This window comes from Corynebacterium sp. UMB2355A, assembly GCF_033877495.1.
Lineage (GTDB): Bacteria > Actinomycetota > Actinomycetes > Mycobacteriales > Mycobacteriaceae > Corynebacterium > Corynebacterium pseudogenitalium.
Genome location: NZ_CP138855.1, coordinates 1,300,992 through 1,322,088, shown reverse-complemented (window position 1 = coordinate 1,322,088; position 21,097 = coordinate 1,300,992). Strand labels below are relative to the sequence as shown.

The following is a 21,097-nucleotide window of genomic DNA, read 5'->3' as shown; positions in this document are numbered from 1 at the left end:
CGAGGAGAAACACCCCAAAGTGCTGAATTTCATCTACTGGCCGATTTCTTGGGTGCTGTGGTTCTGGCACAAAGTATTCGGCTTCATCCTCTCGCCAGACTCGGCGTTGTCATGGATCCTGTCCATCGTCTTCCTCACCTTCACCCTGCGAACCCTGCTGGTCAAGCCCATGGTCAACCAAATGCGGTCCATGCGCAAGATGCAGGAAATGCAGCCGAAGATGCAGGAAATCCGCCAAAAGTACAAGAACGACCAGCAGAAAATGGCGGAAGAGACGCAGAAGCTGTACAAGGAGATGGGCACCAACCCGCTCGCCTCGTGCATCGTCCCGCTGGCGCAGATGCCCGTGTTCATCGGCCTGTTCCACGTGCTGCGCTCCTTCAACCGCACCGGCACCGGCCCCAACCAGCTGGGCCTCAGCGTTGAAGAAAACCGCAACCTGGCCAACTACGCGTTCTCCCCAGAAGACGTCCGCTCCTTCCTGGACGCCGACTTCTTCGGTGTGCCGCTCTCCGCGTACATGTCCATGCCAGAAGACGCCTTCGCGGCGTTCACCGGCCTGGACTTCACCCGCGCCAACATCATCATGGTGTGCCTGCCGCTCGTGCTCATCTCCGCGACGTTCACCCACCTCAACGCCCGGATGTCCATGAACCGTCAGGCCGCACGCCGCGCCGCCGGCAAGGTCAACACCCCATCCGGTGACAACGCCGCCATGATGCAACAGCAGATGCAGATGATGAACAAGATGATGCTCTGGGTCTTCCCGGTCATGATCATCGCGTCCGGCTTCCTGTGGCACATCGGCCTGCTGTTCTACATGCTGGCCAACAACGTGTGGACCTTCTTCCAGACCCGCATCGTCTTTGCCAAGATGGACGCCGAGGAAGAGGCCGAGGAGCGCGCCAAGGCGGAAGCCAAGCGCGCCTCCGCTCCCGTTGTCGGTGCACGCAAGGTGGACAAGCGCAGCAAGAAGCAGCGCAAGCAGCAAGGCAAGTAACTGACTGCCTTCAGCCCCCAGCAAGTGTTTGCTGGGGGCGTTACTTTTACTAGAGTCGATGCCAGACTAAAAATTCAAAGGAGTACACAGCCGTGTCAGAACAGCCCACAGCCGCCGCCACCATCTTCGGCGACCGCCTACCGCTCGCCGAGGCCTACCACGAATCGCTCGCCACCACCGCCGCCGAGCGCGGCTTCATCGGCCCCAAAGAAGTCAGCCGCCTGTGGGAACGGCACATCCTCAACTGTGCGGTGGTCTCCGAAGCACTTGACGACGCCACCACCGTCGCCGACATCGGCTCCGGCGCAGGGCTGCCCGGCATCCCACTGGCCATCGCCCGCCCCGACGTCTCGTTCACCCTCATCGAGCCGCTGCTGAAGCGCTCCACGTACCTCGCCGAGGTGCAACGCGAGTTGGGTCTGGACAACGTCACCGTCGTCCGCGGCCGCGCCGAGGAACAGCCCGGCGGGCAATTCGACGTGGTTACCTCCCGCGCCGTCGCCCCCCTGGGCAAGCTGGCCGGCTGGAGCCTTCCACTGGTGCGCCGCGGGGGCTCGATGTTGGCGCTGAAAGGCGCTAGTGTTGCAGAAGAACTCGAACGCGACGCGCGGGCGATTAAGAAAGCTGGGGGGATCACGCCGAACATTTTCCAGGTTGGCGCCGACGTCCTCGACCAGCCGACCACCCTCATCCGAATCGTGCGGAAATAGCGGAAAGGAACACCACCAGCATGGACAACGCCACGCTGCAACGCCCCGCGCACACCCGCGTGTTCACCGTTGCGAACCAGAAGGGCGGCGTCGGCAAGACGACGACATCGGTGAACATGGCGTCGGCACTCAGCCGCCAAGGCATGCGCGTCCTCGTCATCGACCTGGACCCGCAGGGCAACGCCTCCACCGCGCTCGGCGCCGAGCACACCTCCGGCACCACCTCCAGCTACGAAGTCCTCATCGGCGAAGCAACGCCCGAGGAAGCACTGCAGGCGCACGCCAACAACGAGAACCTCTACTGCATCCCCGCCACCATCGACCTCGCCGGCGCCGAAATCGAGCTGGTGTCCATGGTGCGCCGCGAATACCGGCTGCACGACGCCATCCGGCGCGGCTTCCTCGAAGAGCACAACTTCGACTACGTCTTCATCGACTGCCCGCCATCACTTGGGTTGCTCACCATCAACGCCATGACCGCCGTCGACGAAGTCATGATCCCCATCCAGTGCGAGTACTACGCGCTTGAGGGCGTCGGCCAGCTGCTCGGCAACATTGGCATGATCCGCGAGCACCTTAACCACAACCTGCACATCTCCGCGATCGTGCTCACCATGTACGACGCCCGCACGCGCCTCGCTGCGGACGTCGCCGGCGAAGTGCGCAACCAGTTCGGCGAAGTGGTGCTGCGCAACGTCATCCCGCGCTCCGTGAAGGTTTCCGAGGCGCCAGGCTACGGCCAGACCGTCATCGACTACGACCCACTCTCCAGCGGAGCGCTGGCCTACTACGACGCCGCCCGCGAACTGGCAACACGCGGCGACTACCAACCACACGCCACCACGGGGCCCATCGGAGTCAGCCCGCAGGTGGCCCAACAACTTGACGAGGGCGAGGAATAACCATGGCACAAGAGCGTAAAGGCGGCCTCGGCCGCGGACTAGCAGCACTTATCCCGCAGGCACCCGCTGCGACCGACAAAACCGGCAAGACCGGCGGCATCGGCGGCAAGGCCTCCGACGTGATCTTCGGCGCAGCCGGCGCCGCCGGGGCTTCGGGAGCTTCAGGGGCTTCCGGTGGCGGCGACAAGCTTCCGCCCCGCGGAAAGCGCCCCAAGGTCGCGGGCGCGCCCACCGTCGGCGCCACGCCAGAGAACGTTATGCAACCCGTGCCCGTCGGCGCACGCTACCAGGAAATCGCGGTCGGGCAGATCATCCCGAACCCGAAGCAGCCACGCCAGGTCTTCGACGAAGACGACCTCAACGAGCTGGTCCACTCCATCCGCGAGTTCGGCCTGCTGCAACCCATCGTCGTCCGCGACACGCCCGAGGGTTTCGAACTCATCATGGGCGAGCGCCGCTGGCGCGCCGCCTCCAAAGCCGGCCTGAAGCACATCCCGGCCATCGTCCGCGAAACCTCCGACCAGGACATGCTTCGCGACGCCCTCCTGGAAAACATCCACCGCGTCCAGCTCAACCCGCTCGAAGAAGCCGCCGCCTACCAGCAGCTCCTCGAAGAGTTCGGCGTCACCCAGGAGCAACTCGCCGACAAACTCGGCCGCTCCCGCCCGGTGATCACCAACGCGATCCGCCTCCTGCGCCTCCCGGTGCCGGTGCAGCGCCGCGTCGCCGCCGGCGTGCTCTCCGCAGGCCACGCCCGTGCGCTGCTCGGCCTCAAGCTCGGCAGCGACGCCCTGACCTCCAACGGCCAGACCCTGCTCGCCGAACGCATCGTCTCCGAGGGCTTAAGCGTCCGCGCCACCGAAGAAGCCGTCACGCTCATGAATAACGAAGGCGGCGTCCCACAAAAGAAACGCCGCGAACCCGTCCCCCAGCCCGAATACCTCACCCGGGCCGCCGACCAACTCGCCGACGAATGGGACACCAAAGTCTCCGTCACCATGGGCAAACGGAAAGGTAAAATCGTCGTCGAATTCGGCGACCGTCAGGACTTCGAACGCATCATGGGCCTCATCCAGGGCACCGATTAACTACAGGTGCTCCTGGCGGAGCAAGTCCTGGAAAGAGTAGGTGCCTGTCGGCTGGTCATCAGAATCCAGCAAGTACAGGCGCTTCACCGCCACCACAATCGCCTCCGCGATCGCGTCACGCTGCTGCGGATCCGTCACCACCTCAACATCGTGCGGATTCGTGACATAGCCAGCCACGATCTCCACTGACGGCATCCGCGTCATCCGCAGCATCTCCCACGTCCGGGCATGATTCCAGCAATTACGTAGCGACGTCCTCGCCGCAATCTCACGCTGAATATAGCCCGACAGCGTCTCCCCCGTCATCGACGACGTCCCGTTCTCCGAACCGAAGTAGAACGTGGCCACACCATTCGCCTTCTCATTGGCATAACGGTCCAACTGCAGGGAAATCACCAAGTCGGCGTCGAAGCCGTTCGCCAGATCGGCGCGCTCCTTACACGACGGATTATCACCACGCGGGCGCGAGATGATCGTCTCCACACCAGCCGCAATCATGCGGCCCTCCACGCGCTGCGCCAAATCCCACAGGATCTCCTCCTCCGTGATCTGGCCGAAGGGGCCGTCGACAAGCGCGCCCTTATCCGCACCACCAAGATGCGGATCAATCACCACGCGCTTGCCCGCCAACTGCGGGCCAGCCGCGCGCACATGCTCACGCTCGCGAATCGCGTGCGCCGAACCGCCCGTAATCCGGCGGCCCAACAGACTCAACGCGTGCAACGTATCCGGGCCACACACCCCATCGTCTTCCAAGCCCGAATTCAGCTGGTAATTCATCACGGCCTCGTGCGTGCGCGGACCGAACCGCCCATCCACACGATCCGAATAAAAGCCCAGCTCATGCAGCTGCGTCTGCAACTGCCCCACGTCGTCGCCCACCAACTCCTGATTCGGCTGGTACTGCAACACACGCGCCCCCAACGTATACGACGCCTCACGCAGCTCACGCAACGTCAAGTCATCGATAGCGCCAGTCGGCATAATTCCCCGCGACTGCTGAAATGCTTTCACGGACTCCGCCAAAGGGGCGTCGAAAAGCATCTCGTCGGGAGTGAACTGCCGCGAGTTGAAGTCCTCGAATATCCCCATCGAAGTCCTCCAACATGCCCAAACGCGCAAGCGTCGCACGCGCCTCGGCCACGCGAGCACTCGAATCACCTACGCGGAGAATGTCACCCACTGGGCACCTTTCTACAAAACCAACAATGCAGTCCATCCTACGACGGACAGCCTACAGATACGACTCAACCTTCTGGACGATCTGCGCCTTCGGGAGCGCCCCCACAAACTCATCCACCTTCTGGCCATCCTTGAAGATCAACACAGTCGGAATCGACATGACCTGGAACATCATCCCCAGCTCACGCTCCTCATCCACATTCACCTTCGCGACCTTCACCTTGCCATCCAGCTCAGACGCAATCTCATCCAACGTCGGCGACAACTTCCGGCACGGAGCGCACCACTCAGCCCAAAAATCCACCAACACCGGCGTCGAAGCCTCAACGACCTCAGCCTTAAACGTATTCTTCGTCACATCAACAGGTGCACTCATCGTTCCTCCTTGAACACAGTTCTTTCTATTCTAAAGCGCCGCAAGGAAATGCTGCGCATCCAACGCCGCCCGGCACCCCGAACCAGCCGCCGTAATCGCCTGACGATAGTGGTTATCCACCAAATCACCACACGCAAACACGCCCGGCACGTTCGTGCGCGTCGAAGGGGCGTCGACAAGGACGTACCCACCCTCGTCCGTGGCCACCTGGCCCTCCAGGAACGCCGAACGCGGATCATGCCCGATCGCCACGAACAACGCCGTCGCGTCCAGCACCGACTCCTCGCCCGACTGCACGTTGCGCACCTTCAGGCCGCCAACCTTGCCATCCTTTTCGACGACCTCTTCGACCACCGAATGCGTAATAAACTCAATCTTCTCATTTGCCCGGGCGCGCTCCAACATAATCTGCGACGCGCGGAAGTTCTCCGAACGGTGAATAATGGAAACCTTCGACCCAAATTTGGTCAAAAACGTCGCTTCCTCCATCGCCGAATCCCCACCACCGACAACGGCAATGTGCTGATCCTTAAAGAAGAAGCCGTCACAGGTCGCGCACGTGGACACACCGCGACCCGTCAGCTCAGCCTCACCCGGAATGCCCAGGTGACGCGGTGCCGCACCAGTAGCGAGAATGACCGCGCGGGCCTGGTAGACGTCATCCCCCACGAACACCTTCTTCACGTCACCGGAGAGATCAACCTTGTCCACCAGCTCCGACTCCAGGCGCGCGCCGAACTTCTCCGCCTGCTCGCGCATCTGCATCATCAGATCCGGGCCCATCACCCCATCCTTGAAGCCAGGGAAGTTCTCCACCTCAGTGGTGTTCATCAGCTCGCCGCCGTACTCGTAACCCTCAAACACCAACGGGTTCAGCTCCGCACGCGCCGCGTACAGCGCCGCCGTGTACCCCGCCGGGCCCGAGCCGACAATAATCACGTCATGAATTTGTTCTGCTTGTTCGCTGGCCTCGTTGGTCATGGAAACTCCTCGTAGATTTGCTCTGTCAGGGGTGTAAACGTAGCCAGTCTACTGTTTGTTCCAGACGTGTGCTTTTGGGCTAACAGACCTCTTCCATGTGCTCGAGCATCATGGCGCGAGCTCGGGCGCGGCGCGACTTCATGGTGCCGGGCTGGACGCCGCAGGTGTCGGCGGCGGACTGCAGGGACATGCCCATGATATCGATGAGGAAGACAGCCTTCCGGTGCGCCTCCGGTACGACGCGCAGCGCGTCCTTGACGGCGATGAGGCGGTCGAGGTGAGCGGTCGGGTCGTGGGCCAGGCGGGGATCCTTGTCCTGGGAGAGCTCATCGTGGTCGTCGAGGGACACGGTGTACTCGGCCTTGCGTCGGCGCTGGTGGTCCAAGCTTGCGTTGGCGACCAGCCGGTATAGCCAGGTAGACACCTTCGACTCGAAGCGGAAGCCATACAGGTGGCGGGATGCCTTGAGCAGGGCGTCCTGGACGATGTCTTCGGCGTCGCACTCATTGCGTGAGTAGCGAAGGGCGACGCCGAGCATGTTGCGTTCGTGGCGCCGGACGATGAGGTTGAAGGCGTGGATGTCGCCTGCGATGTATTCGTGGACGAGTTGGTGGTCTGTTTTTCTGCGCATGATGCACCCTCCCATTGCTGATGCATCCAGTGTGATGCATCAGCGCCGGAAGAGGAAGCCTTTTTTGTCCACCATGGTGGACATCATCGGAGACTAGTGCGCCCGATGAGGGTGACGTCCCGGAGGATGATGTCCTGGCCGGAGACGTTGAGGACCAAGCCGGTGAGTTCCGGTGAGTCCTCCACGTCGATGCCGTTTTCGCCGTTGAGGAACGTGCCCTCCTTAAGCAGCGGCAGGTCTGCGACGTCGCCGTTCCACGAGGCGCCGGCGGGCAGGCCGTAGATCCGGAAGCTGTCGCCGTTGGATGGGGTATCGACAATCACGTGCTCCAGGGTGAACCCTTTGCGGGCGGTCGCGCCCTTGGCGGGTCGGAGCTCGACGCTCACGTTGTCTGAGCCGGTCCAGGTGGTGGAGCGGTCGGCGTCGACAAGCTCGGGCGCGGAAGCACCTTCGATGGTCGCGCGCATCGGGGTGAGCAACACGGGCAGACCCGTGACCTCCTCCTCGACCTCCTCTACCCCAGTCTGGACCGAGTCCACCGTGACGGGCGCGTTCGTGTCGTCGCCGGAGAGGAAGCCGACCAGGTACGCGGTGAGCGCCGCGATGATGATCACCGCGCCAACCGCGAGCGACAGCAACACCGCGAGTGTGACTGGGCCGTAACGGCGGGATCCGAAACCGCCGCGCAGGTCCTTCGGCTCCTCCGGCTCCTCCTCCACCGGCTCGACGGGGTCGATAGCTTCGGCGGGTGCGTCCTCGGCTTCGTCGCGGGTGAGCTGGCGCTCGAGTTCGCGGAAGTCGTGAGACTCGATGGCGTCGGCGTCGACGAGGGCGCGGGTGGTGCTGGCGACGTCGGCGAGGTCGTCGGAGTCGACGTTGGTGGTCAGCAGCTGCAGCGCGGAGGCGAAGGCGTCGGCGTCGTCGGCGGCGGAGGCGTCCGGCAGGACTGCCGGGAACGCGAGGCGCACGTGGCCTTCGCGGTCGATGCGCAGGCGCTGGCGGTTATCCAACCCGAGCGGCACCCCAGCCTCGTGCGCCGCGGCGATCGCGCCCGCCAACGGGGCAAGCGCGTTCGCCACCGCATCCGTGTGCAGCGTCTGGCCCGACTCGGCGACGGCGCGGACCGAGGAGCCCTCCACCCAGTCAGCGACCACGAGGGCACCCGTGCGGTACGAGAGGATCTCGATGTTCTCCGGCAGCGCCGGGTGGCGCAGCATCGCGAGCTTGCGCGTGCGACGCGACACACCCGCGGCGTCGATAGCGGCCTGGCGCGGCGTCGCCGGAGCCATCGGGGCCATGCCCGTCGTATCGACGAACGTCAGCGCCACGGAGCGGCCCGTCGACACCTCGCGGGCCTGCCAGAACTGCGCACCCGTGGTAGAGCCGTGATCGCGGATGAGGCGGAAACGGCCATCCGACACCGACGCACCCGGTACCAAGCGCGGGCCGCGCACGACACCGGCCGACATCGGCGGCGGCACCGGCGACGCATTGAACGTATCGGCGGCCAGGAACTGCTGCGACACATCCCGCAGATCCACCTCGCCGACCTCGATCGCGGCGTCCTCGTCCGGGCGGATAAAGCGACCCATGCCCGGGATGCGCGCCAGCGCGCGGCCCAGGTTCTGCACCTCCGGCAGGCCAGAGCGCGACAGCACCAGGCCCGTCGCCACCACGAACAGCACGCCGAGGACCATCACCTCAAGCAGGAAGCCCAGCGACGGCAGGCCGATGAGCCCGCCGAGGAAGGACGGGGCGTCGATACCCGCGACATCACGCACGAGCCAGCGCACCAGGAACATCACCGCGATACCGACCAGCGCCGAAGCCGCCGCCCACAGCGACGTGTGCAGCACCGAACGCGCCTCCAGCGTGCCCAACTTCCGACGCAGCAACAGCGCGCCGATCACCGCGCCGGCGACGAAACCGAAGCCGTTCGCAGCACCCAACAGCACCACGACGGACTGCGTCGAATCCGCAACCAGCGGCGCTAGGTACGACAGCACCACCTTCGTAATCGTGATGCCGGCGATAATGAACGTCGGCGTCCATGCCTCCTCCCGCGCGTAGAACACGCGCAGGTGCAGCATCACCAGGGCGTACGGGATCAGCGTAAACGCGGAGAAACTCACCGTCAGGCCCAGCGTGCGGGCCGTGCCGCCGTCGAAGTTGCCGTAGGCGAACAGCGCGTGCCCGATGTCCGGGCCGAGCGCCGTCATAAAGACAATGATCGGGATCAGGGCGATGAACGTCAGCTTCGTGCCCAGCGTCAAGTCCCGGACCACCGCGGCGTCATCACCGTCGGCGGCGTTGCGGGACAGGCGCGGCATGATCGCCGTCAGCAAGGTGACGCCAATGATGCCGTAGGGCACCTGCAGCAGCATCCAGTGCTGCTGGTAAATAATCGGGGCGGCGTCGCTCGCCATCGACGCGATACGCGTGGTCACGATGTAGCCGACCTGGCTGATGCCCACATAAGTCACGATCGCCAGGGCCATCCCGCCGAACACCTTGAGGCGGTCGTCGATACCCCACAGCGGCCGCAGATTAATGCCGAGCTTCCGCAGCGCCGGCAGCATAATCAGGCACTGCACCGCCACACCCAACGTCGTGCCGACGCCCAGCAGCAGCACATGCGGATTCGCTATCGACGCCGGCGCCGCGGGATTCAAACTGCCCGGCAACATCATGTACCCCAGCAGCACCGCAATCGACACCACGTTGTTCGCCACCGGCGCCCACGCACCCGGCCGGAAATGCTCCTTCGTATTCAGCACCGCCATGAACAGCGAGAACATGCCGTAGAAGAAAATCTGCGGCAACACCAAATACGCAAACGACGTCGACTGCGCGACGTTCACCTGGCCCTCATCGTCGAGGAAGATGCGCGTCAGCAACGGCGCGGCGGCCACCGCGATGATGGTCACCACCGTCAGGAGCGTCAGCGTCAGCGTGAACAGCTGGCGGATAAAGCGCTCCCCGCGGTCCGGGTCCTCCTTCTCCGCGCGCACCAACACCGGCACCACCAGGGCCGTCAACACGGACCCCAGCACGATCTCCGTAATAATGTTCGGCAGCGTATTCGCCGTATTAAATGCCGACGCCACCGCCGGGCCCAACGCGGCGCCGATCAGCACCGTGCGGATGAACCCCGTGATGCGCGAAATCAGCGTCGCGATCGCCATCGACCCCGTCGCCCGCACCACGGAATTGCTCTCCGGGGCGGGATCTGGCACCGCCGCCGAAGGGTCCGCGGTCAGCGTCGAACGGTCCGGGGCCTCGGCCTCGGTGGCGTCGATAAGCTCTGGGTTCTCTCGCGGGGTGGGCACCGGCGCCGGCGGCGCAGGGGGCACGATTCGGCCACGCGTACCAGCCCGAGGTTGCTCAACCACGTCAGTCTCCAATCAAAGGTGGGTGTTCATTGTCCAAACGTTGCGGTGTTGTTGGGCTGCGTGGCGCTGCCCGCGCCCGGCGGCGGCGGCCCACCGAATACATCAGCATCAGCACCACCAGCACGCCGAGCCCGGTGACCAGCGCCCAGCCCTCCACGGCGGCGCCCGCCGTGCGCACAGAAATGTTCACCGGCTGCGAGATCGGGCTGCCATCGGAACCCGCCAGGTACAGCTGCAGGTCGATACTGCGCTGGTCCTCCGGGTAATCCGCCGTCATCTGTACCGTCTGAGAACCGCGGGCCGGGATCCGCATCGTCGTTGGCACGTGCAGCGTGATCGGGCCGCTCGCCGCCTGGAACCGGATGGTCGTCTGTACCGGCAGCGGCATCCCGTTCTGCGCCACGATCAGCAGCGGGCTCGACGGGGAGGTCCGCGTGTACACGTTGCCCGGCGGGATCAGCGTCACCGACGCCCGCAGCGCCTGCAACGTGTCGCGGCTGCCCCGCAACCGCTCGGCCGTGGTGCGCACGGCGGCGTCGTACCGCGACAGCGACTGCCGCTCCTGCATACTCAGGGCCGCCAGCACATCGCGGCGCAGCGGCAGCGTGAACCCATAACGCGTCAGCGCCACCTGCGGGTCGTTCGCGAGCAGCTGCGTCAAGTCATCTGTGAACTCGGCCTGCTGGGAGGCCGTCAGCACCTCCGCGTCCGAGACCACCGTCGGATCCGGAAATAGCGTGCCCACGCGCGTCGCCGTCGGCACCTCCGCCGGGTCGGGCGTGTTCAGGAAGTCGCCGAAACTCATCGGCGCGACCTCACCGGACCGGACCAGCTCCGCGACCGTCCCCAGCAGCAGTGCCGCCGAGTCCGCGTCCCAGCCCGCCGGCGGGTTCACGAACACCGGCTCCTCCGGCGTCGCCTCCTGCATCGCAAGCCTGAGCGCGGAGGCCGCGTTGATCGCGCGCGCCCGTTGGGAGTCCATCTCGTAGCGGTACCGCAGCGCGTCATTCGAGTAGCCGACGGTGGCGGGGGCGGAGCCGACCGTCGCTAAGACCGAGGCCAGCGAGTCCTGGAACTGCACCGCCATCACCCCCGGCGCCACCCACGCGGCGTTGCCGGGGCCCGGGTGGTCGACGCTGCTTCGCGCCGCCAGCACGTGCACCGGGTGCGCAGGCGCCGCCGGGAACACGTCCGCGGGGTCCGGCAGTTCGTTGCGGTCGAGCGCAGCCTGCCCGTCCCCACTTGTCGACGCCCGCTCCGCCCGAGCAGCCTCCCACTCCCCTTGCAGCCCGTGCTCCGGGATCGCGGAGTCGATGTGGTTGGCCCAGCCGAAGGCGGGGGCCGCATCCGGCGTGATGTAGCCGGCGCCCGGGATGACGGCGTTGAGCGTGCCCGGCGTGCCGAGCTCCCGCTCGAGCACGAACGGACCGCGCTCCAACGCCTCACGCATCAGCCACGGATCCCCGGTGCGGGCGAGGGCGTTGACGTCTACGTTTTGCCACGGCAGCGCCACCGTGCACCCCTTCGCGGCGACGCTGCGCAGCTGCTCCAGCCACGCCTGCGCGTCCGCGGAGCCCGTGCCTACCTCTCCCTGGGCGGTGGTGTCGTCGGTGTTCCAGCTGTCGCGGAGTCGCTTGGGCTCCTCAGCGACCGGCGGGCGTGTGGTGGTCACGCGGTAGCCCTCCGCCATCCGCGCCACCGTGTCCACGAGCGCCGGGTCCAGCCCCACGCACGTGGCGAAGCCAACGCCAGGTTCCTCCACCGCGTCCTCGTACTGGCTGAGCAGCCGTTCAAGGCGCCCGCCGGGCGCGAGCTGGCTCGCCAACGTCTCCGACTTCAGCAGCAGCGGGGAGCGCTCCGGGGCTTCCCCAGTCTCGCCAGGCACGATGTCAATCGGCGCGGTGATCGGGTACAGCGCGGTCATAGCCGGCGCCGGGTCCTCCGACGGCTCGCCGCGCACCGAGATGTGGAAGCGCTCAGTGTCCAGCGAGGTCAGGTTCTGTTTGAGTTCGAACAGCAGCGGGTACGTCCCCGCGCCCGGCAGCTCAACATCCAGCTCGACCTCTGCCGACTCCCCCGCGCCCAACTCCTTATCGACGTCCACTCCGCGCCCCACCGGGCCGTACTCGCTCACCGAGGCGACCGCCGCCGCGCGCTGGTCCAGCACGGAACCCGTGGCCGGGCCACGCCGTGGGACCACGCGCAGGTTCGCCAGCGGCGCGTCCGTGTCGTTGTGGATGCGAAGTTTCACGTGAAACATTTCGCCGACGTTGAGTGCCGAGGGGGCGTCGACAAGCGTGATGGACGCGCGGGTGCCCTCCCCCGGACGCACTGCCGGGTTCACCCACTGCGACGCCACCGCCGGGTCCTCGGGCGACGTTGGCGCTGGTAGGGCGCCCGCCGTGACCGGAAGCAGGCCCAGCGCCGCCACCGCAATCGCCGCGGCTCCGCTACGCACGCTGCTCATCGCGGTGTCAACCTTCCGGCCGCGGCTTCCTTGCGCGCCAAGTCCGGCATCCTGTTCACCGCGATCCGCGCGAGCTTGCGCTCGTCCGCGTACGCCAGGCGCTCGATCAGCTGGTTCATCGGCACCCACGCGACTTCCGTGACTTCCGGGTCTTCGTCGTTAAACGCCCCGTCGACGTAGCGCAACAAGTTGTGGTGCACTGTCTTATGAATACGGACGCCCTCAGAAATGAACCAATAATCAATCACACCGAGCGTGTTGAAGGCCTCGCCGGTAATCCCGGTTTCCTCCCACACCTCACGCTCCGCAGTGCGCCACTGCTCCTCGCCTTCCTCCACGTGGCCCTTCGGCATCGACCACAACAGACGCCCCCGACGGTCCAGCCGCCCAATGAGCGCGACGTAAATCTTCGACAGGTCCACCTTGTCGTGCCGGTCCACAGCCTCCGCCATACCAGACACCACCAGGCCGCCCGCACTCGTCTCGTTCCGGGTCTCCAGCGACGAATCCATCGGCCGCTGCTGCCTCTTGCGTGCCGAGGTCCCCCTGCCCCGCCGGTTCGACCCGCGGCGACGCTGCTGCTGCGACCCCCGCTTTTTGGCGTGCGAACCACGCCGACGGCCACGCCGCCGCTTCGGGGAGTCACCCCCCGCCTTCGAGTTAGCGCCGTCCCCGCGCCCCTTCCCGCCAGAGTTCGAAGACTTCCGCTCCGACGGAGGAACCGGCTTCGGCCGAGTGTTCTCAGTCATTCAATTCATGGTATCCGTACTGGCCACCTTTGTGGTACTTAACAGCACCAGGGAAGCAAAGTATCGTGTGAGAGGTGACAAAGACTGAAGAAACACACCGGTGCCCGTTCGACCTCCCCGACCCCTCCGACCCGAACGCCGTCGCGGCGTTGCAGGTTCGGGCCGAAGAGGGCGTCGAAAAGCTGAGTGGCTTGCTGACGCCCCTCGCCCAGCGCTTCGTGGAGCGCGGCGAGCACCTCTACCTCGTCGGCGGGCCCGTGCGCGACGCGATGCTTGGCAAGCTCGGGCACGACCTCGACTTCACGACGTCCGCCCTGCCCCCCACCGTGCAGGAAATTCTCGACGAGTGGGGCGAGACGACCTGGGACACCGGCATCGAGTTCGGCACGGTGGCCGCCGTGCGCGAGGGGCAGCAGGTGGAGATCACGACGTTCCGCTCCGACCTGTACGACGGCGTGACACGCAACCCCGAGGTGACCTTCGGCGACACCCTCGACGGCGACCTCATTCGGCGCGACTTCGCCTGCAACGCGATGGCCATCGAGCTCGATGTGGTCGACGGCGCACTTCGCCCAATCTTCCACGACCCCGTGGATGGCATCAGTGACCTGCTCCAACGCCGCCTTGACACCCCGCAGGCCCCCGAGATTTCCTTCCGCGACGACCCGCTGCGCATGCTGCGCGCTGCTCGCTTCGCCTCCCAACTCGGCTTCGAGGTTGCCCCGCGCGTCTTCGACGCGATGCGCGACATGGCAGGTGAGATTGAGCGGATCACCGTCGAGCGGATCCAAGCCGAGCTGGACAAGCTCATGTGTGGCATCGCCCCCTGGGACGGCATTGACCTGCTGGTTCGCACCGGCATCGCCGAGTTCGTGCTGCCTGAGGTGCCGGCGCTGCAGCTCGAGCAGGACGAGCACATGCAGCACAAGGACGTCTATGCGCACTCACTGACAGTGCTTCGACAGGCCACCGAGCTCGAGGACGACGGCCCCGACCTCAAGCTGCGGCTCGCTGCGCTGCTTCACGACGTCGGCAAGCCCGCCACCCGCGCCCTCAAGGAAGGCGGTGGCGTGAGCTTCCACCACCACGAGGTCGTGGGTGCGAAGCTGGTGCGCAAGCGCCTCCGCGCGCTGAAGTACCCGAAGCACGTCATCAGCGATGTCGGCCAACTGGTGTTCCTGCACATGCGTTTCTATGGTTTCGGCGAAGGCAAGTGGACCGATTCGGCGGTGCGTCGCTACGTCACCGACGCCGGCGACCTCCTCGGCCGCTTGAACAAACTCGTGCGCGCCGACTGCACGACGCGAAACCCACGCAAGGCGCGCCGCCTGCAGCGTGCGTACCAGAACCTCGAGGAGCGAATCGCGACGCTCGCCGAGCAGGAGGATCTTGCGCGCATCCGCCCTGACCTGGACGGCAACGAAATCATGCAGATCCTGGATCTTAAGCCCGGCCCGGAGGTCGGCGAGGCCTGGAAGTATATGAAGGAACTACGTCTGGAGCGCGGCGAACTCGAGCACGGCGAGGCCGTCGCTGCGCTGAAGTCTTGGTGGGAGGAACGTAATGCCTGAGTATTTCTTCGGTGACCGCCTGTTTACGTCACTCGAACGCACGGAACCCGACAGTGGCATGCTGCTCGTCGCCGCCCCGGGGATGTATTCGCCGGAGTTCGCCCGCACGGTCGTGTTGGTGATCGAGCACGGCGAGCAGGGCACGCTTGGCGTCATCTTGAATCGTCGTTCCGACGCCGCCGTCGTGAACGTGCTGCCAGAGTGGGAAGCGCTCGCCAGCGAGCCGCCGGTGATGTACTACGGTGGACCCGTCAGCCCGAACGCGGCCGTGGGCCTGGGAGTGACGCACAACGATGTGGATATCGCCGAGCACCCGACCCTGACGCGCCTTGCGAACAAGCTGGTGCACGTCAACATGCATGAGCCGGCTGATTCCTTCTCTGAGTTGCTGGAGGGCTTCCGCCTCTTCGCCGGGTTCTCTTCGTGGGACGCCGGGCAGCTCGACGAGGAGATCGAACGCGGCGACTGGTACGTCGCCCCGGCCCTCCCCTCCGACGTCATCACACCCGCGAGTGTCGATTTGTGGGCCGACGTCCTACGCCGCCAGCCCATGCCTCTACCCCTTTTCGCCACCTTCCCATCGGACATCGAGGACAACTAGATGAATGTTTCACGTGAAACATTGCGAGAACTCGGCCTCGGGGTGCGGGACATGTGGCTCGTGGGCCTCGGCGTTGTGCCACTCGGTCTGGCGTTCGGCCTGCTCATGGTGCAGTCTGGTTTCGCCTGGTGGTGGACACCGGTCTTCTCGATGCTTATCTACGCCGGCTCACCCAGTTCCTCGCAATCCCGATGGTGCTCGGCGGGGTCGGCCCCGCCTCCGCCGCGATGACGGGTTTCATGGTGAACTTCCGCCACCTCTTCTACGGCCTCACCTACCCGCGGGACGCGATCCGCTCGACCTTCGGCCGCCTCTATTCGATGTATTCACTAACCGACGAAGCCTACGCCGTCATCAGTGCCCGGCAGCAGACCACGCGCTACACCGGGCCGCGCCTCATCGCCATCCACGTGATGTGCCAGGCGCTCTGGGTCGTGTCCGGGCTCGTCGGGGCGCTTGCCGGCGAACGCCTTCCCGGCACAATCGAGGGCATGGACTTCGCCCTGACCGCGCTGTTCATCGTCCTCGCCTACGAAGCGTTCCAGGCATCCCGCGACATGAGCGCCGTGCTCATCGCCGCTGGGATCGGGCTCGTTGCAGCCTTCGTCGTCCCCGGGCAGATGCTGATGGTAGCGCTCATCGCGTACTTCCTGGTCCTGCTGGTTCGGTTCTGGGTACCTGGCGTCGATAAGCGATTGGAGTGGAAGCGATGAACGGACTTCCCGCCGGCGTTGATCTGCCCATGGTGTGGGCCGTCATCTTGCCGATCGCCGTGGTCACCGTGCTTCTGCGTGCCCTGCCCTTCGCCTTCCGCGGGTGGCTAGACGGCAGCCCCCTTCTCGACTTCCTCCGCCTCTACATGCCCGTCGGTGTCATGATTGTCCTCGTGCTGTACACCTTCACCAGCTCCGACCAGCCCGTGTGGACCGGGGTGCTCGTCGGCTTCGTGACGCTCGCCCTCCACGCTTGGCGACGCTCCCCCGCCCTCTCCATCCTGGTCGGCACGGGGTTGTACGTGGCGCTCGTCAACCTTGTCTTGTGAATAGAAGTGTTGCTGAGTTAGAAACTGCCTGATACATTAGCGGTTGTTGTTAAAAGCCTGGCAATATCGCCCTCTGTATTCAGGAGATTCCCATGAAGCGTTTCGCTACCGCTGCCATCGCAGCCACCACTGCCCTTTCGCTCGCTGTTGTTCCGGCGGGTGCTGCAGACACGTCAAGCAACGATGACGAAGTCACCTCGTCGGTTGGTCTTTTGGCTCTGTTGCAAGCAGGCAAGCTGGCCGGTGCCGAAAACCAGGCGGATTACGATCAAGCAGCTGTAGAGACGCTGTTCGGCGCCGCCGCATTGCAAAGTTCCTTTGAAAACGACGAGAAGAAGGGCTGGCCCATGGGTCGCACCTTCGACATCATCTGGGGTTCCTTGCTCGGTGTTGCGGCTCTTGGTGGTCTTGCGTTCCTGGCACTAAACGCAAAGTAGATTTCAAGATTTAGCGCTCGGCTCGGGTTTCGGGCCGGGCGCTTTCGCGTATATGCCACAGGGTTTAATAACGTCACATACGTTAGACTGGTCCATAGTCTTGGTAGGGGCGAAGCTTCAATTTCTGCCACTTACTTGCCTCGTCCGAAGCGTTCCCAGGGGATGTTGTGCCTATATTTATTGTCACTCAACAGTGTGGTGTGGGGCTGAGATGATCCACGAGCGGGTTGATGGGGCCGAGCTATTGACTGGGAATTAATAGGCGCCAATCAAATTGAAAAACCCAGCCTTATACGAGAGGCTGGGTCAGAATGTGGCGTCGATAAGTGAATTAGAACGGCAGCGCTGGAAGCTGAATGCCCGGAATGACGCCGGAGACTGCAGCAACGACACCAAGAAGTGCAACGAGCGCAGCCGGAACGCCGATCAGGAGACCGAGAATGCCTGCCTTGTAATCCTTGTCGTTGATCAGCTCCTTGACACAATCCAGCTCGTCAGAAGAAGAGGTCAGCTCCTCGCGGATCTCCTGACGAGTCTGATCAGCCTTGTTCTTAGCGATGTCACCAGCAGTCTGTGCATCAGCTGCCTTCTTCTTCGCCTCAGCCTTCTTTTCCTTCTCTGCGACCTCAGCCTTCGCCTTGCACTTCGCGAAGGCAACCGACGAGCCGACCTTGGCATCCTTGTCGGAAGGCTGAGCCTCAGCCGCGAATGCAGGGCCAGCGACCAGGGACAGGGACAGAGTTGCAGCAGCTGCTACGGAGGTAAAACGCTTCATGGGTAGCTCCTTTGTGGGATCGGTTAAAGTTAGGGACTCGCCAAAGTTTTGGCATGTCTGCAACTAACATCGATCGGAACGTCCTGTGCGTTACTTCGGAGATCAAATGATTCCGAGAGGTGATTTGGGAACAGCGCTCCCCTGCCCTGCGCGGGCTCGGACCAATAGGTCAGAGTGGGTTGAGAACTTGCTACTCCCATGGGGCCGTCGAACGGCTCCGATTGTCCGCGGGGCGGACAGGTGATTGCGTGTTTCGATATTCCGCGGGGCGGACAACTCGCCGTTGTTGCAACCCAGTATTGTTCACTTTCCGCGGGGCGGACACCACTTCGCGAATTGCATCGGCGAAGCACGCATTCCGCGGGGCGGACAATCTATCCGTTGTTGCAACCCAACCTCCCGCACAGTCCGCCGCGCGGACTCCAACGAAGCTTTAGTCGACTCCAGTAGCATTCCGCGGCGCGGACAGAGCGAGTTCAGCTCAAGACCCCAACGATTGCATCAAGGTGTCCGCCGCGCGGACACCCACCCACACACCCGTGCTCGAAAGTGGCGTCGCAAAGCGCCCCGCGCACTGTCCACCGCGCGGACACCCACCAACAAATATTTGGATAAACCTCTTGACACCATCATTCGAACACGTATACTAAACAAAACAGCCAAAACACCAGGGGGAACCATGCACACCACCACCATCGACGCAGAATCAATCGTCAACACCATCCATGCAAACGCACGCATGTTCGCCTACTCACATGCGGAAATACTGACCGCGATCGCCGAATTCGACACCCATAACCTCGCCGAGCACTACGGCTGCGCTTCTACCGGGGCATGGCTTGCCAGAGTGTTAAAAATGAAACGCACCCGCGCCTACGAATACGCCGCCGTCGCACGCAAACTCACCGCCTTTCCCACCATCCTCGACGCGCTGCGACAAGGAACCATCGACTACACCAGCGTGCGCTACATGCTCGACTACGCCACCGACACAAACCAACACGAACTCGTAGAAATAGCCGCCGAATCTGGCTACCAAGGCCTCGTACACGCCCTGGCAGGCGCAACCCCCACCGACAAACAGCCCGAGGATGCTGGTGAACACTGCGGGCTGACCATCCGCGAAGACGGCCAATACCTACGCGGCTGGTTTTGCATGAACGCTACCGACGGTGTGGCCTTTCAAGCAGCCCTGCGCGCAGGCGCACACGCCTATGCGGACGACAACGCGATGGATGAGGCTGATGCGCAGATGATGCGCTCGACCTTCGGGCTGCCACCGGCACGATTAATGCTGCAATCACTGATGGGGATGGTGCACATGGTGCGCACCGGGGCCGCTAAGCATGCAACGATGGCGCCGGCAGCACAAGTGATGGTGCATATGACATCAGATGGGCGGGCGTTTTTACCGAATCACATGGCCGCTCCTGCCGCACGGCTTGCCAATCTGGTAGATCATGCAGATTTGATGGGTGTGCTCTATGACGCCGACGGGCAGGTGATCAAGTTTGGGCGCAAACGCAGGCTTGCAAGCCCGAAGCAGGTGCAGGTGTTGTTAGGGATGTGGGGGCATAAGTGCGCGGTGCCAGGCTGTGGGCATACCAGGTTCTTGCAGATGCATCATATTCGGGATTGGGCCGAGGGCGGCACCACGGATTTGGAGAATTTGGTGCCGTTGTGCTCGAGGTGTCATTCGTTGGTCACGGATGGGTTTATTCGGGTGGTCAAGCCTGGGCCTGTGTTGTATTTCCGGTTTGTAAGTGGTGAGCAGTGGGTGTGTGAGCCTGGTCGGGTGGGGTATCGCGATGATGCTGCCGAGATTGAGTTGGATGGGTGGGGTGTGGATTCGTTTGCGGATGAAGCCGCACCGACGTGGGATTGGGACACACCCAAGGTTTAAGCATGCCTCAGCAGACTACAAGCCTCAGCCCACAGCGCCTCGAACTCCTCTACCGCAATGGCTGTCGCAGAAATGCCCTCGAACTGTGCGTACAGGTCTGGGTGCGGAACGATAGACATCGGCTCATTCGCCTGACCAATCACTTTGCCGTCGGTATAAATGCCAGTAATGGTCTCGCTCGGGTCCAGCTCGATCATCCGAACCATCGTACATTCGCGAGGGTTCAGCTCCTCAAGTTCGGCAATATTGAGAAGCTCTCCCCAAGATCTGGAGCGCTGTAATGAATCCGGACGTAATGTTTCACGTGAAACTATTCCTTCGAAGCTGTGGTTTGGGCAAGGCGCGAGACGTACGCGGAGCACGTCATCAACTGAATCAGATGGTAGACCATCAACGGCACAATCAGCACACCGAGTTGACCGCCGCCAAAGATAACCGACGCCATCGGCAGCCCCGCCGCCAAAGACTTCTGCGTCCCGCACATCTGGATGGCTACCGTGTCCGCCCTCGAGAACCTCAAGGCCTCCGGGACAACCCGCGTCACCCACAGCATGACGCAAACCAGAACCAGAGCGAACGCAGAGAGGAAGACCAACTCGAGCGCAGAAACATTCGACCACACGCCAGAAACAACACCGGCTGAGAACGCCGAGTACACGACCATCCAAATGGACCCGCGGTCAACAAGCTTGGTAGCTTTCCGCGCAGCGAAGCCAGCAACACCAGGCACCACTGCCCGAGCGACCTGACCCAGCACGAAAGGAAGGAGCAACTGTAATGCAACATTCCGGAACACGGATGCATCGATATGAATGCCACTGTCGGCACCCATCAGGACCATAACGAGGGCGGGCGTCGCTACGACACCAACTATCGACGACAGGCTCGCCGCCACCACCGCTCCCGGCACATTGCCACGCGCGATGCCTGTCAGTGCAACCGAGGACTGGACAGTCGACGGCACCAGGCAAAGATAGAGGATCCCCTGGTATACCGAGTCGGAAATGAACGCGGTTGTGGGGCGCATGGCCAGGCCGATCAAAGGATACGCGATGAACGTAAAGGCGAGGATGATCGAATGCAGGCGCCAATTCGTCAAACCTTGCAGCGCCTCGCGGGTGGAAAGACGCGCACCATAGAGGAAAAACAGCAGACCGATTGCAAGTTTGACAGCAATGGAAAAGCCCTCGGCAAACGAGCCTCGGGCGGGCGCAATGAACGCGAGTACCGCGGCGAGGATGATGCCGAGGAGCAAGGGGTCAATACGGCGAAGAAAACCTGGCATGCACA

Annotated in this window: 18 protein-coding genes and 2 pseudogenes; 10 read left to right on the top strand and 10 right to left on the bottom strand. The window is 63.7% G+C overall.

Features of this window, described 5'->3' with window-relative positions; translation table 11 throughout:
- The first annotated feature begins 19 nt into the window (after window positions 1-19).
- The 4 genes from yidC to R0V12_RS06175 all read left to right on the top strand — a co-directional run bounded on the left by yidC (window position 20) and on the right by R0V12_RS06175 (window position 3,700).
- Window positions 20-1,000 (top strand): membrane protein insertase YidC, encoded by a 981-nt coding sequence (gene yidC, locus R0V12_RS06190; protein WP_071568056.1) that lies wholly within the window; start codon window positions 20-22, stop codon window positions 998-1,000.
- 92 nt (window positions 1,001-1,092) lie between these two features.
- A complete protein-coding gene (gene rsmG, locus R0V12_RS06185; RefSeq protein ID WP_320072325.1) occupies window positions 1,093-1,710 on the top strand; it encodes a 16S rRNA (guanine(527)-N(7))-methyltransferase RsmG in 618 nt (205 codons plus the stop codon).
- Between the two features lie 20 nt (window positions 1,711-1,730).
- Entirely contained in the window at window positions 1,731-2,612 is an 882-nt protein-coding gene (locus tag R0V12_RS06180; RefSeq protein ID WP_070363382.1) for a ParA family protein, read from the top strand.
- 2 nt (window positions 2,613-2,614) lie between these two features.
- Window positions 2,615-3,700, top strand: coding sequence for a ParB/RepB/Spo0J family partition protein (locus tag R0V12_RS06175; protein ID WP_071573180.1), 1,086 nt, complete (start codon window positions 2,615-2,617; stop codon window positions 3,698-3,700).
- Here R0V12_RS06175 and R0V12_RS06170 read toward each other — a convergent pair.
- The 7 genes and pseudogenes from R0V12_RS06170 to R0V12_RS06140 form a co-directional block, all read right to left on the bottom strand.
- Window positions 3,701-4,883, bottom strand: a pseudogene (locus tag R0V12_RS06170) (N-acetylmuramoyl-L-alanine amidase).
- A gap of 51 nt (window positions 4,884-4,934) precedes the next feature.
- Window positions 4,935-5,258 carry a thioredoxin gene (gene trxA, locus R0V12_RS06165; RefSeq protein WP_070478319.1) on the bottom strand — a complete coding sequence of 108 codons (324 nt, stop codon included), beginning with the start codon at window positions 5,256-5,258 and terminating at the stop codon, window positions 4,935-4,937.
- 30 nt (window positions 5,259-5,288) lie between these two features.
- The gene (gene trxB, locus R0V12_RS06160; protein ID WP_284804845.1) at window positions 5,289-6,239 is read right to left on the bottom strand and encodes a thioredoxin-disulfide reductase; all 951 of its coding nucleotides are present in this window, start codon (window positions 6,237-6,239) and stop codon (window positions 5,289-5,291) included.
- Window positions 6,240-6,318: 79 nt separating this feature from the next.
- Complete coding sequence (locus R0V12_RS06155) at window positions 6,319-6,870, bottom strand: sigma-70 family RNA polymerase sigma factor (RefSeq protein WP_320072324.1); 552 nt, start codon at window positions 6,868-6,870, stop codon at window positions 6,319-6,321.
- Window positions 6,871-6,953: 83 nt separating this feature from the next.
- On the bottom strand, window positions 6,954-10,262 hold the full coding sequence (locus tag R0V12_RS06150) for a murein biosynthesis integral membrane protein MurJ (RefSeq protein WP_320072323.1): 3,309 nt from the start codon (window positions 10,260-10,262) through the stop codon (window positions 6,954-6,956).
- A 1-nt stretch (window position 10,263) separates the two neighbouring features.
- The gene (locus R0V12_RS06145) at window positions 10,264-12,729 is read right to left on the bottom strand and encodes a DUF6049 family protein (protein ID WP_320072322.1); all 2,466 of its coding nucleotides are present in this window, start codon (window positions 12,727-12,729) and stop codon (window positions 10,264-10,266) included.
- The gene (locus R0V12_RS06140; RefSeq protein ID WP_320072321.1) at window positions 12,726-13,478 is read right to left on the bottom strand and encodes an NUDIX hydrolase; all 753 of its coding nucleotides are present in this window, start codon (window positions 13,476-13,478) and stop codon (window positions 12,726-12,728) included. The genes R0V12_RS06145 and R0V12_RS06140 overlap by 4 nt, the downstream gene beginning before the upstream one ends.
- Window positions 13,479-13,627: 149 nt before the next feature.
- Between R0V12_RS06140 and R0V12_RS06135 the strand changes: the two genes are divergently transcribed.
- The 5 genes and pseudogenes from R0V12_RS06135 to R0V12_RS06115 all read left to right on the top strand — a co-directional run bounded on the left by R0V12_RS06135 (window position 13,628) and on the right by R0V12_RS06115 (window position 17,129).
- Entirely contained in the window at window positions 13,628-15,049 is a 1,422-nt protein-coding gene (locus R0V12_RS06135) for a CCA tRNA nucleotidyltransferase (RefSeq protein WP_320073013.1), read from the top strand.
- Entirely contained in the window at window positions 15,042-15,650 is a 609-nt protein-coding gene (locus tag R0V12_RS06130; RefSeq protein ID WP_320072320.1) for a YqgE/AlgH family protein, read from the top strand. Before R0V12_RS06135 ends, R0V12_RS06130 begins: the two co-directional genes overlap by 8 nt.
- Window positions 15,651-16,363: pseudogene (locus R0V12_RS06125) on the top strand (AzlC family ABC transporter permease). It begins immediately after the preceding gene.
- Window positions 16,360-16,692 (top strand): branched-chain amino acid transporter permease, encoded by a 333-nt coding sequence (locus R0V12_RS06120; protein WP_256005812.1) that lies wholly within the window; start codon window positions 16,360-16,362, stop codon window positions 16,690-16,692. The pseudogene R0V12_RS06125 and the gene R0V12_RS06120 overlap by 4 nt, the downstream one beginning before the upstream one ends.
- 92 nt (window positions 16,693-16,784) lie before the next feature.
- Window positions 16,785-17,129: a hypothetical protein gene (locus R0V12_RS06115; protein ID WP_320072319.1), complete on the top strand. Its 345-nt coding sequence runs from the start codon at window positions 16,785-16,787 to the stop codon at window positions 17,127-17,129.
- A 331-nt stretch (window positions 17,130-17,460) separates the two neighbouring features.
- On the opposite strand, the gene R0V12_RS06110 is transcribed toward R0V12_RS06115, so the two are convergent.
- Window positions 17,461-17,904: a hypothetical protein gene (locus R0V12_RS06110; protein ID WP_320072318.1), complete on the bottom strand. Its 444-nt coding sequence runs from the start codon at window positions 17,902-17,904 to the stop codon at window positions 17,461-17,463.
- 679 nt (window positions 17,905-18,583) lie between these two features.
- Here R0V12_RS06110 and R0V12_RS06105 point away from each other — a divergent pair.
- The gene (locus tag R0V12_RS06105) at window positions 18,584-19,807 is read left to right on the top strand and encodes an HNH endonuclease signature motif containing protein (protein WP_320072317.1); all 1,224 of its coding nucleotides are present in this window, start codon (window positions 18,584-18,586) and stop codon (window positions 19,805-19,807) included.
- On the opposite strand, the gene R0V12_RS06100 is transcribed toward R0V12_RS06105, so the two are convergent.
- Window positions 19,804-20,004 carry a hypothetical protein gene (locus R0V12_RS06100; RefSeq protein ID WP_320072316.1) on the bottom strand — a complete coding sequence of 67 codons (201 nt, stop codon included), beginning with the start codon at window positions 20,002-20,004 and terminating at the stop codon, window positions 19,804-19,806. The two genes, R0V12_RS06105 and R0V12_RS06100, sit on opposite strands and share 4 nt — an antisense overlap.
- Before the next feature lie 113 nt (window positions 20,005-20,117).
- Window positions 20,118-21,092: a bile acid:sodium symporter family protein gene (locus R0V12_RS06095; protein ID WP_070478612.1), complete on the bottom strand. Its 975-nt coding sequence runs from the start codon at window positions 21,090-21,092 to the stop codon at window positions 20,118-20,120.
- Window positions 21,093-21,097 lie beyond the last annotated feature (5 nt).